We start from the raw sequence: 13,383 nt of genomic DNA, 5'->3' as shown, positions 1-13,383 counted from the left end.
CTAGAACCTAGAACCTAGAACCTAGAACCTAGAACCTAGAACCTAGAACCTAGAACCTAGAACCTAGAACCTAGAACCGCTCTAGCGTCTAATCGCGATGCCTTCGGCCGCTAAATATTGTTTTAACTCGCCGATATTGATAATGGCTTTATGGAACACGCTGGCCGCCAGCGCCGCATCCACCTTCGCATCGATAAACACATCGCGAAAATGCGCCATAGTGCCAGCGCCGCCCGAGGCGATTAAGGGCACGTCGCACAGCTGGCGTACTAGGCTTAACTGTTTGATATCATAGCCACCGCGCACACCATCTTGGTTCATCACGTTGAGCACGATTTCGCCGCAGCCGCGTTGTTGTACTTCCTCAACCCAGTCTTGGGTGTACCAAGCGGTTTCTTTGGTGGCGGCTTCATCACCAGTGAATTGCTTCACTTTATAACTGTCGCTTGCCGCATCATAAAAAGAGTCTATGCCGATCACGATACATTGACGGCCAAATTCATCCTGTAGGCGTGAGATTAAACTCGGATCGCTAAGGGCAGGTGAGTTGACCGAAATTTTATCCGCGCCAAAGGCCAGTAACTCACGGGCCTGACTGATGGTTTTAATGCCGCCGGCGACGCAAAAGGGGATATCGATTTGCTCCGCCACTCGGCTCACCCAAGACTTATCGACTACACGGTCGTGGGCACTGGCGGTGATATCGTAAAACACCAGTTCGTCGGCGCCCTCAGCGGCATAACGCGCCGCGAGTGGCACTATATCCCCAACAATTTCATGGTTGCGAAACTGTACGCCCTTGACCACGCAGCCATCTTTCACATCTAAACAGGGGACTATTCGTTTGGCCAGCATTGGATTGCCTCCGCCACATTAAACTGATTGATAAGTAAAGCTTTACCGATAATGATCCCCGCAGCACCACAGTCTCTGACGGCGGCAACATCCTCAAGGGTGGCAATGCCGCCAGAGGCTTGCCACGCGATATCGGGATAGCGGCTGGATAGCTCACGGTAGAGTGCGGTATTGGCGCCTGTGAGGGTGCCATCACGGCTGATGTCAGTTACTAGCGCATCTTTAAGTCCCACTTGGCTAAAGTCTTCAACGATAGATTCTAAACTCTTACCTCCACCGCTTTGCCAGCCAGAAACCGCGACGATTTTCTCGCCGCTCTGATTGATATTCACATCCAGTGCGAGGCAAATTGCCTCGCTGCCAAACTTGTTAAACCAGCCTTTGACTAACTCGGGCTCTTTGACGGCGAGCGAGCCTATCACCACGCGTTTAACCCCAAGGGATAATAACTCGGCGACTTGCTCTTCAGTGCGGATCCCGCCGCCCACCTGAATATTGGCGTTAAGTCCCGCTGTCAGCTTGGCAATCAAAGCTGTTTGGCGTTTAGCAGGATCTTTGGCGCCAGTTAAATCCACGATATGCAGCCAGTTTGCCCCTTGGTCTTGATAGGATTGCAACTGGGCCAGTGGGCTTAAATCGAAGGTGGTCTGCTGCCCATAATCCCCTTGGTAGAGCCTAACTACTTTGCCATCAATTAAATCAATTGCTGGAATGATCATCTGTTGTCCTTAATTCCTTGTGTGCATTTGCTGCCGCGCTTTATTGCTGAATGTTGTGGCTGAAAAATAGTGGTGGCTCAGCCAAACTTAGCGCCCCAAAACTTAGCTCAGTCAAAAGCTAATAAGCGATTGCATTTATTGCATTTTTAAAAAGTTACCTAGGATTTGTGCGCCCACGGCGGCGCTCTTCTCGGGGTGAAATTGCACGCCCATAAAGTTGTCTTTACCGATGGCGGCGCTAAAGTCCTCACCATAACGGCATTGTGCCAAGGTGTAGTCGCTTAATGGTGCGCGGTAACTGTGCACAAAATACACGTAACTACCGGCTGGAACACCGGCAAACAGCGGGTGAACCTGAGACGGATTACTAAAGGTCAGTTGGTTCCAACCCATGTGCGGCAGAGGTAAACCTTCGGCCTTAAGCGTTTGACGGTCTAGCTCGTCAATCTCGGTTGGAATAATGCCTAAGCATTGGCAATCCTGCGCTTGGCCGCCGCGTTCTTTAGAGAGGAGGGTAAGCATTTGCATCCCTAAACAGACGCCCAGCACGGGTTGAGTTAACCCTTGAATTAATTCGACTAAGGCTTTTTCCGTTAATGAAGCCATCGCAGCGCCAGCGCTGCCGACACCTGGCAGTACCACCCGTTTGGCGGCTTTAATGCTGGCTTTGTCATCGGTGACTAACACCTTAGCGCCGAGACGCTCAAAGGCGAAACGGACCGAACTTAAGTTGGCGCAACCTGTGTCTATGATGACAACATCAAATTCATCTATGTTTGCTGACATTGGGTTTTCCTATTGATGGGTCAGTGGGGAAGCGGTTTGTCACCACATTCCCGAAACTGCCCCTCGTTAAAATCATCAGGCTTTATGTTATTTGCTCATGTACCTATTTTCAGTCAAGAAGCAGATAACAAATCTTGTAGCACGGTGTTAGAGCACGCCTTTACTCGATGGCAATACATCGCCTTCAACTTTTACGGCTTGACGTAGCGCGCGGCCAAGTACTTTAAATAGCGCTTCGACCTTGTGGTGATCGTTGTCTCCCTCGGCGGCTACATGCAGGGTGCAGCGTAGGCCATCGGCAAAGGAGCGGAAAAAGTGCGGCACCATTTCGGTGGCCATTTCACCGACTTTTTCCCGTTCAAATTGGGCGGCGAATTTAATAAAAGGCCTGCCGGAGAGATCCAGTAAGCATTCGCCCTTGGCCTCATCCATTGGCAAACTAAAACCAAAGCGGGCGATACCGCGTTTATCGCCAAGGGCTTGTCGCAGTGCATCCCCGATTGCTAATGCCGTATCTTCAACGCTGTGGTGATCGTCTATCTCGAGATCGCCATCGACATTCACCTCCATTTTGAAGTTTCCGTGGGTGGCGATTTGATCCAACATATGGTCGAAGAAACCAATGCCAGTGTTAATGGCGCCTTTGCTGGGATTGTCGAGATCGACAGTCACGCGAATATCGGTTTCCTTGGTGGTGCGTACCACAGTCGCGGTGCGGCCCTTATTGAGTAAGGCATCGGCAATCGCGTCCCAGCCTAGGCTGCCACGTTGATATTGAAAGCTTTTAATCCCCATGGCATTGCCCAGTTCCACATCTGTGTGCCTGTCACCAATCACGGCGGACTGGGTAAAATCGATGGTGCCTTGGGTCAAAAAGTCTTTCACCAGCCCTAGTTTGGGTTTGCGGCAGCTGCAATTTTCATCGTTAAAATGCGGGCAGATGAGCACATCTTCAAACTTAACCCCTTGGCTAGACAGGATTTGCATCATCATATTGTGCGGCGCATCGAAATCTTCCTGCGGGAAGGAAGGGGTACCGAGCCCGTCTTGATTGCTAACCATCACCAACCTAAACCCAGCTTTTTGCAGGCGCAGTAAGGCGGGGATCACTTGGGGCTCGAATACCAGTTTGGCGAGGCTATCGACCTGTTTGTCGGTGATTGGCTCTTCAATCAAGGTGCCATCACGGTCGATAAAAAGTATTTTCTGGGCGACATTTGGGGTAAATACTGGGTTCATGCTGCTACCTTTCAATTCAGTTTGTTATCTTTATAAAATCAGTCTATTAGGCCAATGCTGTTACAAGACTTGCACCCAAAGCTCACAGCTTTTGCGATTCAAAGAGCGACACTAAGCGGTCGGTGTCAGACTGAGAGCTAAAGCTAAAACGAATGGCTTTAGCTAGCCTTGGGTCCTTATAGGCCCGCGCGACAATGCCATTGTCGATAAGCAGCTGTGCCACTGTTGCTACGTCGTCAAACTCGGCTAAGACATAGTTGCCATTAGGTTTTAGCACGGCGCCGCCCCATTGCTCGCAGTACAAATTCAGCGCCGCCGCGAGTCGCTCGCCCTGAGAATTGAGCTCATTCACTTGGGTTTTCATCCGCGCAATCCCAGCAGCTGATAGCGCTTGCACGGCCACTTCACTTACGGGCAATGGCACGGGATAGGGCGCAATTACCCGCATGATGATTTCGATAATCTCTTCATTGGCAAGCAAAAAGCCGCAGCGCGCGCCTGCTAAGGCAAAGGCTTTTGAGAGGGTGCGCAGTACAACGAGATTTGGGTAAGACTCGAGTAAATCCGCGACGCTATATTCTGGGCAAAATTCGATATAGGCCTCATCGACCACGACAATGGAGTCGGGTAGGGCTTGGATGGCTTGCTCTATGCGCGCCTTATCAATCACAGTGCCAGTTGGGTTATTGGGATTGCAGATAAACACTAACTTAGCGCCGCGCGTGGCCGTTGCAAAGTCGGATGGGAGACCGTATTCAGCCGTTAAGCTTAACGCCTTAACGCCCACATTAAAGGTTTGCGCGCTAATGGCGTACATGCCGTAAGTGGGCCCAAAGGTCGCAATGGAATCGATGCCTGGGACACAAAAGGCCCGGATCAGCAGTTCGATGGCCTCATCGGCGCCGCGGCTGGCGACAATTTTGCTTTCCACTACACCGCTATATTGGCTATAGGCATTGATTAACGCGGGCGGTTGGCACTCAGGATAACGATTTAACTTAGTTAAATCGAGCTCGCCGACGGCCACATTATTAAAGGGCGATTCGTTAGCGTTGATCCAAATATCCCCACGACCACCCAGCCTGCGAGCACTTTGGTAAGGCGTTAACTCGAGCAGTTCGGGCCGTGCAAGACGTGCGGCAAGGGTTGTTGGCTCGATGCTTGTGTTATCGAGAGTATTGTTATCGAGAGTGTTGCTGGCGCTATTGGCGCTCTGAATATTTGTCACTGGCACATTACTCGTTGTTGCTTGGCTAGTTGGCACTTGGCTCATCCTATTCATCCTAAGTCTTGCTATGGCTTTAATTAAGCGTACTGTTGATTGCGTTACTTATTTCCATCAGTCCTTAAGACTGGCTAAGCGTATCGCGACCGCATTTTTATGGGCATCGAGTAACTCATTGCTGGCAAGGGTCATTACCGCTTGCCCGAGTCCGAGCAGGCCCTTGGCACTGAGTTCTTGCACCGTAAAGCGGCGGCTAAAGTCTGCCAAGGAGAGGCTAGATACCGCGCGGCTATAACCGTAAGTTGGCAATACATGGTTAGTCCCACTGGCATAATCCCCAACCGATTCAGGTGTATAGGCCCCTAAAAACACTGAGCCTGCGGCGCGAATATGATTTAGTACGTCCCGTGGGAAGCGGGTTTGAATAATTAAGTGTTCGGGTCCATAGCAATTCGAAACGAGCGCCGCTTCTTGCATATCTTTTACCAAAATGGTGCGGCTGCCTTTTAGGGCCGTCGCAGCAATCTCTTGGCGCGGCAGGGCGGCCAGTTGCGACTCGAGCGCTTGATTGACAGCTTGTGCTAATGGCTCAGAATCCGTGACTAAAATGACCTGCGAATCTGGGCCGTGCTCTGCTTGCGAGAGTAAATCTGCGGCAATAAACTGCGCATTGGCATCGCTATCGGCAATCACTAATACCTCAGAAGGGCCTGCGGGCATATCAATAGACACAGTGCAGCGACCGTCCTGCGAGACTAAGCGCTTGGCTTCGGTGACATAACGATTGCCTGGGCCAAAAATCTTATCGACGCTGGGAATCGTTTCAGTGCCAAAGGCCAGTGCGGCAATGGCCTGCGCGCCGCCCACTTGATAGATTTCGGTGATCCCACAGGCGTTTGCCGCATACACAATTGCATCGTTAATCGGCGGCGGACTCACCAATACGCGTTTTTCGCAGCCAGCAATTTTGGCAGGCAGGGCCAACATCAGTACGGTTGAGATTAATGGGGCGCTGCCACCGGGAATATATAAACCGACTTTTTCAATCGGTTCGCTACGAAGCTCGCAGCGAACCCCCGCTTGGGTTTCAATGTCGATGGGGCGAAATTGCTGCGCGCTGTGGAACACATCAATATTGGCCATCGCTTGGGCAATGGCGGCTTTAAGTTCGGTCGAGACTCGTGCGCTGGCGGCGCTAATCTCGCTTTCACTTAAACGCAGACTGTCGATATTGGCACTATTAAAGCCATCAAACTTTTGATTAAACTCTTTTAGCGCCGCATCGCCACGGCTAGCTACGGCATCAACAATGGCCCGAACACTTTGTTCTAAGCCGCTGTCACCAATTAAAGGTGAGCGTTGGAGCGCGGCTTTTTGTGCATCGACGGATAACGCTGCCCAAGTCAAAATATCCATAGATCACCCCATCATTTTTTCAATTGGCATGACGAGGATTGAGCTGGCACCGAGCGCGGTGAGTTCTTCCATGGTGTCCCAGAATAAATCTTCGGTACTGACGGCGTGAATGGCCACTCGATTAGTATCGTCGTTTAATGGCAATACAGTAGGATTTTCGGCACCGGGCAGCAGGGCGACAATTTGATCTAAAGTTTCAGTGGGCGCGTGCAGCAAAATATATTTACTTTCACGGGCGCGGATCACGCCGTTTACGCGGGATAAAATGCGATCGATTAAGGCTTGTTTGCTCGGCGTTTGGGTTTGGGTTGATTGAATAATGCAGGCCATGGAGCGGTATATGACTTCAGTCTCGTATAAACCATTGGCTTCAAGGGTTGCGCCAGTGGAGACTAAGTCACAAATGCCATCGGCAAGCCCTGCACGCGGCGCAACTTCAACCGAGCCTTTTAACATACAGTCGCGATAATTTATGCCTTTTTGTTGCATAAAACGGCGCAATAGATTGGGGTAGGAGGTGGCAATTCTCAAGCCTTCTAGGGATGAGGCATTGGCATAGCTAAATTCGGTTGGTACGGCTAACGAGAGACGGCAGGCGCCAAAATCTAATTGGCGTAATTTTACATATTCAGCTGGCTTATTTAGGGTTTGACGCTCAATTTGCTCTTCTTCGAGCACGTTCTCACCAATAATGCCTAAATCGACCACGCCATCCATAACCAGTCCTGGAATATCATCGTCACGTACTCTGAGTAAATCGATAGGCATGTTATCTGCGTGTGCGATAAGACGTTGTTCGTTAATGGAAAACTTAACACCGCAGCTCTTGAGTAATTGCTGAGAGTCGGTCGATAGGCGACCCGATTTTTGAATGGCAATACGTAAACGGTTTGATTCAGTCATAATTTTATCTCGCTCAAAGTTAACAAATTCAAAATGATATTCTTTCGTTTCACGCTTTAACTGGTTTATCGGCACCGCCAGTAAATGTGGCGGTTAACATATTGAAATTAAGTACTAATTATCTATTAAATCGTTAGTTAAAAAGCCCAAAAGCAAAAACCCCCGGAATTCCTTCCAGGGGTTTATGATCATCTTTGAATCAGTCCGCCAGAAGGATATAGTCCTTCGGCAGTGAGCGTCCGAAGGCTACCGCATATGGTGGTGATGATGGTGGATAGCGTTCAGTAGTTGGCTCATATGACTCTCTATACTCTGTGATTCTGTTGAATTTGGTGTTGGTGGATACTTATCCATCGAACGTTTTTTTAAGCTAACCGCTTTCTGTGCCGTTTGCAACAGCTAATTATAACTAAATAAGAATATTTATGCGTTTTGTGAAAATGTTTCATCTTGGTGGTCGCAGGACGATAATCTGCTTATCGCAAGGAGGGGCGAATTAGGGGATTGGCACAAAGCCGATGCTGCGTTTAGACAAATTCGGCTGGCGGTTGTTGCTAAGTGTCAGTCACAGCGATAATGCAGGATTAGCGCGTGACATGCCTTTTACCGTGTTAAATATTTTCCAAACAGGCGATCAACTGTTTGTTGGCAATATTTGTCTTCACCACGCCAATATTCGGCAAATACCCAGTCATTTTTGCCTTGGCGTTGTCTATCGACAGTATTGGGTTTTAATATTCCCAGACTGGCTAATATTTCGATTAATATTTGTCGCTCAGCTTTACTCGACTTAATCACATTCGCTAATCTTTTCTCTAGTGTACTGGGATAATCGCTCGGGTCTGACGTTTCGATAATCGTTAAGATCTCCCTAAAACAGTCCATATCTTCTGACGTCGGCTCTGGAATATCGGCATTAATAAATTGGCTTAAATCAAAATAGGTATACAAAATATCCCCATGGCGCATGCCGCCCCATTTTATACGCTCGAAATTGAATACGTTAATATCCACCTCGATATAGGATTCGCTTCCTCGGATGCCATATTGACTATCTCGGCAAATGCCGCAGGTATAGGAATGTGCAGTTGGTTTGCCATCCATATAAGAAGAGCCTGAAATGACAGGTGTGTATTGATGAGATGGGATTTTTTGGGCGATCGCATAGGATGCAAGGGATGAGCGCCAATCCAATCGCCGAGAGGTTAGACTGCTTAAAAATCCTTTTGTTACTTGTGCTTGCGAAATGCCTTTTACTAGCGTTGTGGTGGCAAGGATACATTCATCATGGGAGATAGTTAAAGGATCAAACATTAATCCTTTCGATTTGGCGTAGTTAAAGTCGGACTCGGAGAGACTTCTATTTTTTGCGTCAATCCAACCATTCTTCCAATAGGTGGAGAATAAAATCCTTTTTGCTTTTTTATCCATATCTGATTCTTTTTATCTTTTAACAATTTGGTTTCATTTATCTTATAAAAACTTAATTAAAGCGGTTAACACTCTACATTTATATAAGCATCGTTTTGATAGTAATAACTGATAGCATGAATTACGTCATGCAAGCTGGCATTTGGTCGCTGTTGCCCTAAGTTAGCCTTGATACTTTGCAAATCGGCAATGCTTAAAAAGTATTGATAACCTTGGATTTTCGGGTAGAGAGGCTCATCGTGTTGGTCGCGTTCTTCTTCAAGCTCATCGTCAATGATTAACACCGACATTGTGGGACTTAATGGTTGTTCTAGGGCTTTGTACACATCCAAGTGCCACGAAAAAGAACCAAGTTGGGATAATAGGGTTTCCAAGGTTAATGTTAATCGCATGAAATATCCTTTTGAGCGAGCATCATTTACATCATTTGGACGAGTTAATTAAACCGACAGAATCAGGCTCAAGGCCTCCACAGACCCTGCATTAATTCGGTTAACGCAAATGATGAGAAAATAAACAGTAAATTAATCAAAGCCCGCATAATCCAAGGTAATGTACCGTAGGAAAGGCGATATTTATTTGAGGCAATCACTATAACTCCCATGATGCCAAACCAAGGTGTAAAAAAGAATATGGTTTGCCATTTAACCAGAGCAACGGCGAGATCGTGTAGCGCACCGCTGACCAAAAAGGTGACAAGTACGGCGAGCCACATCGGCAGAAACTGACTGCTAGGACGCATGACATTACGTGATAAATAATAACCCCAAATCGGATTCCAATAATGCCAAAAAATGGGGAATGACTTAGCACCCAGGGCGCGTGATAGCATATTCCTCATCGAGTGACTGGCACCCAGTGGAACACCATTTCGCTTTTTCACATATTGTGACAAGGATAAGGTCGTTGGCATGGTTAATCTCCGCCTAATGCTTACCACTGAGTGCGTAGCTTTTTACAAGTCTCGTAATATCAGACCTCATGTTCAGATAATTGTTATAGCTTTATTCTTTAATTCCATGCTTTGCGAGAAAAGGTCTAATACGCTCAATTAATTTAGATTGTTTTGCTTGTGCTTCTTGCATGGCGATTTGTGCTCCAGTTTGCATCAATTGTGGCGTTTTTTCTAAGAGTTTTTTACCTGTAGAAGTTTGATAAAATTGGGTTATTTTAATGATTTCTTCATTTGTGAAAGCCTCAGAGTACTGTTTTTTTAATTCGTTTATCACTCTGGGACGATCAACATCTTCATTAAACCATGCTCTATAAATACCCTTAAGTTCTTCTTTAGCCTTATTATCTAATTTATAGTTGGTGGCTATTTGGTCTACTATTGGTAACATAGCTTCAAATCCACCAGCCATTTGTTTATCGATTGACATCACTCTAAACATTTCATCTATTAGTGCTTCTTGCGCTACTACGGGAGTAGATAAAATAAATAACATTAACGGTAATAATTGGAACTTTTTCATTTTATATCCTTAATCATCTCAACGTTTATAAACGGAAACCTTAATTGAGTTATATATCCATAATTGAAGCTTCGTGCAAAATTAAGTCATTAGCACAATCATTAACGCAACTTAGCAGCTTATCTCTTAGCAAGCAATCGGGGAAAAGTTGAGTTAAGCCTTTGGTTGTTAAATCATTTAAACTACGCTACTCCATGTTTTAGCTCAAGAAGCTCGGCGCTAGATTAAAACTATTGGTATTATCAGGCGGGCTTAATTACACTGCGGCAACAGCGTTATGCTCCTTAGCGAAGGCTAACGCCTTAACCCACAACCCGCTTTTTTGAATCGTTTTTATAGGAACTCGCTCGCCATTGACTCACTCTCGACGCTCAGCTCCGCGGCAAGCTAAACATCAGCAATCAAATCAGCAGTCGCTTGATGCTCCTCGTTCGATGAGCAGATTGACGAATGAGGTGCTGCGCGCTTTTGCCAACGATGGCGTGCTCGCTACGCATATTCAGGGGTTCAGTGCGCGTCAGAGTCAGGTTGAGATGGCGCAAATCATCAGTGAAGCGATTGCGAGTAAGGGCAATGCACTGATCGAAGCGGGTACAGGGGTCGGTAAAACCTTCGCCTATTTAATTCCCGCTATGTTAAGTGGCAAGCAAGTGATTGTCAGTACTGGCAGTAAAAACCTGCAGGAGCAATTGTTTCTAAAGGATTTACCCGCATTGACATCTATGCTTGGAATTGCGCCCAAGCTTGCGCTATTAAAAGGCCGCAATAACTATTTATGCCAATATCGACTCGATAGGCAGATGCTGGAGGCCAGCCATATTGAGGCGCGATTGTTGGATGATTTACTCAAAATCAATCAATGGGCGGGCATGAGTAAAGACGGCGATATTGGTGGCTTAACCTCAGTGCCTGAACATTCTCCCGCGCTTCCCTTAGTCGTCAGTACCAAAGAGACCTGTCTTGGCCAGCGCTGCGAATTTTATGATGCCTGTTTTACCCGTAAGGCTCGCAGCCGCGCGATGGATGCGAAAATCATCGTCGTGAATCATCACTTATTCTTTGCAGACAGTGTGTTAAAGGACACAGGCTTTGCTGAATTATTACCCGATCCCGATGTGGTGATCTTCGATGAAGCGCATTTACTGCCGGATATCTGCGTCAGTTATTTTGGCCAGCAATCCTCGAGTCGCACTATCGATGATTATCTGCAAAAGTTATTGCAGATTTATCAAACTGAGCTCAGCGATACGGGGCAGATTGCCCAATTTTGTCAGCGTTGTTTAGCCAAATTGAGTGACTGGCATAATGGATTGTTTTCTATTGCCGAGTCGGATTGGCGTATGCTGCTTGGCAATAAGTCAATTGCGCTAGCATCATGGGATTTACTCGCAGAGTTAACCGCGCTGCAAAAACTCTTGCTCGCCCATGTGGGGCGCAGTGAGTTATTAGATGATATTGCCGTTAAACTGGCTGATCTTAACCATAAGCTCAATCAGTTTTTCCTATGTGACAATCCACAGGCTGCCTATAGTGTTGAATTTGGTAGCCGTTTTGTGATGCTACGGATTTCACCGATTAATATTGCCCGCGAATGTCAGCAGTTATTTGTGGCCAATACCAGTTGGATTTTTACCTCGGCAACCTTACAAGTAAACCGCAGCTTAGCGCATTTTGCCAAGGAGTTAGGGATCAGTGAGGCCAAGGCGCATATTTTGGATAGTCCCTTTGATTATCCGCGTCAGGCGTTATTTTGTGTGCCGAGGCAACTGGGCAATGTGGCGAATCAGCAGCAAGCAGTCAAACAGTTAGTCGATGTATGTGTGAAAGCGATTGAGGCAGCGCAGGGGCGAACCTTTATTTTGTTTACCAGCCATAAAATGCTTGAGCAAACGGCGTTGGCATTGCGAACTCGGACTCAATATCCGTTGCTGGTGCAGGGCCAAGCGGGTAAACAGAGTTTGCTCACAAAGTTTCGCCAACTGGGCAATGCGGTATTACTTGGCACCAGCAGTTTTTGGGAGGGGGTAGATGTGCGTGGCAAGTTATTAAGCTGCGTGATTATTGATAAATTGCCGTTTGTCTCGCCCGATGAGCCGCTTTACCGTGCCCGCGCCGACAATATTAGCCGTCAGGGCGGCGATCCTTTTACTCAAGTGTCATTACCTCAGGCGATTATTGCGCTCAAACAAGGGGTTGGACGTTTGATCCGTGACGAAAAGGACTGCGGCGTATTAATCCTGTGTGATAATCGGATTGTGAATCGCGCCTACGGACAGGCATTTTTAAACTCCCTGCCGCCGATGGCGCGCACCCGTGATTTAGATAAAGCCTTGGCGTTCTTGAGAACAATACCTTGACACTCGTCTTATGGTTTACTTGGGATGCTTAAATTTGTTTTATTTTTATGGAATATGAGCGAAGTATTCAGTTGTTAGATATACATTAAGGCGATACAAATGGGGATAAAAAATGCCACCTGTGAGCAATAGATGGCAAACACCCTTGGAGGTGGGTCAAGTGGCATCCTGCCAAATGGTTCCATTCAAAACAAGTTATTCTTCGGCTTTTGGCTTTAGATTTTTAGTGAGTTAATGGCATGCTTTGCAGGCATCAGCAGGTGCTTTTTCTTCATGAGCGATATGGCAATTTGTGCATGTTAAAACGCCATCATGCTTAGTATGAGCTTCACCTGCGAGTGTTTTCATTTCGCCATGGCATGATACACATTGCTCATTTTCAAAAACATAATCCGCAGAAGGTGTTTTATCCTTATGGCATGATTCACAGTCTGATCTTTCTGAATGGCTGTCGGCAAGAGATGCCGCCATTAAACTAGTAGAGAAACACAGTGCACACATGAGCATCATCTTTTTAAGCATGTTATTTTCCTTCTTTTATTGTGGGTTAAATTATCATTCTTAAGCCAGCAAATAAGCTCTTATTCGATCATAAAGAGCTAGTGGCGCAATATAAGCAATATGCAAACATTGCTTTTTTAAATGTCTAATTAGTATTTCTCTTGAAACTTATACCGCTGTTTTATTATTAATGTGTACTGAAATACATTAGGGCTTAACAGAGTTTATTAAGCTTAAATTAATAGTTTTTTGAGATTTAACTTGGCTTCTTGAATGTATAATAGATTTTTAAGGTGACAAAACGTTGATCGTTATCAAAGGTGAATGGATGAATACTTTTTTAGTTTAAAAGTATGATCAAGATTTTATTGTGGGGGCGATAAATTCGATAATCCAAATCTAAATTTTAAAATTTAGATTTTATTTTAATTTATTTAGGAATTCTAAATTATAGAAATGAATTAATTAGGGATTAA

The 13,383-nt window shown here is 46.3% G+C and carries 13 protein-coding genes; 1 reads left to right on the top strand and 12 read right to left on the bottom strand.

Annotation, left to right across the window (positions count from 1 at the left end):
• Positions 1 to 81 precede the first annotated feature (81 nt).
• The 11 genes from hisF to L976_RS07055 all read right to left on the bottom strand — a co-directional run bounded on the left by hisF (position 82) and on the right by L976_RS07055 (position 10,049).
• A complete protein-coding gene (gene hisF / locus L976_RS07105; RefSeq protein WP_047535524.1) occupies positions 82 to 855 on the bottom strand; it encodes an imidazole glycerol phosphate synthase subunit HisF in 774 nt (257 codons plus the stop codon).
• The gene (gene hisA / locus L976_RS07100; RefSeq protein WP_047535522.1) at positions 837 to 1,574 is read right to left on the bottom strand and encodes a 1-(5-phosphoribosyl)-5-[(5-phosphoribosylamino)methylideneamino]imidazole-4-carboxamide isomerase; all 738 of its coding nucleotides are present in this window, start codon (positions 1,572 to 1,574) and stop codon (positions 837 to 839) included. The genes hisF and hisA overlap by 19 nt, the downstream gene beginning before the upstream one ends.
• Positions 1,575 to 1,709: 135 nt before the next feature.
• Positions 1,710 to 2,360, bottom strand: a complete 651-nt coding sequence (gene hisH / locus L976_RS07095; protein ID WP_037427771.1) for an imidazole glycerol phosphate synthase subunit HisH — start codon at positions 2,358 to 2,360, stop codon at positions 1,710 to 1,712.
• Between the two features lie 147 nt (positions 2,361 to 2,507).
• The gene (gene hisB, locus L976_RS07090; protein ID WP_011716856.1) at positions 2,508 to 3,599 is read right to left on the bottom strand and encodes a bifunctional histidinol-phosphatase/imidazoleglycerol-phosphate dehydratase HisB; all 1,092 of its coding nucleotides are present in this window, start codon (positions 3,597 to 3,599) and stop codon (positions 2,508 to 2,510) included.
• An 82-nt stretch (positions 3,600 to 3,681) separates the two neighbouring features.
• Complete coding sequence (gene hisC, locus L976_RS07085; RefSeq protein WP_156143165.1) at positions 3,682 to 4,872, bottom strand: histidinol-phosphate transaminase; 1,191 nt, start codon at positions 4,870 to 4,872, stop codon at positions 3,682 to 3,684.
• Positions 4,873 to 4,938: 66 nt separating this feature from the next.
• The gene (gene hisD, locus L976_RS07080; protein ID WP_047535517.1) at positions 4,939 to 6,240 is read right to left on the bottom strand and encodes a histidinol dehydrogenase; all 1,302 of its coding nucleotides are present in this window, start codon (positions 6,238 to 6,240) and stop codon (positions 4,939 to 4,941) included.
• 3 nt (positions 6,241 to 6,243) lie between these two features.
• A complete protein-coding gene (gene hisG / locus L976_RS07075) occupies positions 6,244 to 7,143 on the bottom strand; it encodes an ATP phosphoribosyltransferase (protein ID WP_037418029.1) in 900 nt (299 codons plus the stop codon).
• 603 nt (positions 7,144 to 7,746) lie between these two features.
• Positions 7,747 to 8,574, bottom strand: coding sequence for a hypothetical protein (locus L976_RS07070; RefSeq protein ID WP_047535516.1), 828 nt, complete (start codon positions 8,572 to 8,574; stop codon positions 7,747 to 7,749).
• A gap of 65 nt (positions 8,575 to 8,639) precedes the next feature.
• Entirely contained in the window at positions 8,640 to 8,966 is a 327-nt protein-coding gene (locus L976_RS07065; protein WP_047535514.1) for a DUF7716 domain-containing protein, read from the bottom strand.
• Between the two features lie 68 nt (positions 8,967 to 9,034).
• Positions 9,035 to 9,487: an acyltransferase gene (locus tag L976_RS07060; protein ID WP_047535512.1), complete on the bottom strand. Its 453-nt coding sequence runs from the start codon at positions 9,485 to 9,487 to the stop codon at positions 9,035 to 9,037.
• Positions 9,488 to 9,578: 91 nt separating this feature from the next.
• A complete protein-coding gene (locus L976_RS07055) occupies positions 9,579 to 10,049 on the bottom strand; it encodes a DUF2059 domain-containing protein (RefSeq protein WP_047535510.1) in 471 nt (156 codons plus the stop codon).
• A 434-nt stretch (positions 10,050 to 10,483) separates the two neighbouring features.
• Here L976_RS07055 and L976_RS07050 point away from each other — a divergent pair, with 434 nt between their 5' ends.
• Entirely contained in the window at positions 10,484 to 12,406 is a 1,923-nt protein-coding gene (locus tag L976_RS07050) for an ATP-dependent DNA helicase (RefSeq protein WP_047540232.1), read from the top strand.
• Positions 12,407 to 12,637: 231 nt separating this feature from the next.
• On the opposite strand, the gene L976_RS07045 is transcribed toward L976_RS07050, so the two are convergent.
• A complete protein-coding gene (locus L976_RS07045) occupies positions 12,638 to 12,928 on the bottom strand; it encodes a cytochrome c3 family protein (RefSeq protein WP_037417920.1) in 291 nt (96 codons plus the stop codon).
• Between the last annotated feature and the right edge of the window lie 455 nt (positions 12,929 to 13,383).

The sequence above is a fragment of the Shewanella sp. ZOR0012 genome, assembly GCF_000798835.1.
Taxonomy (GTDB): domain Bacteria; phylum Pseudomonadota; class Gammaproteobacteria; order Enterobacterales; family Shewanellaceae; genus Shewanella; species Shewanella xiamenensis.
The sequence above is the reverse complement of the archived record's forward strand: the minus strand, read 5'-3'. Positions and strand labels throughout refer to the sequence as shown.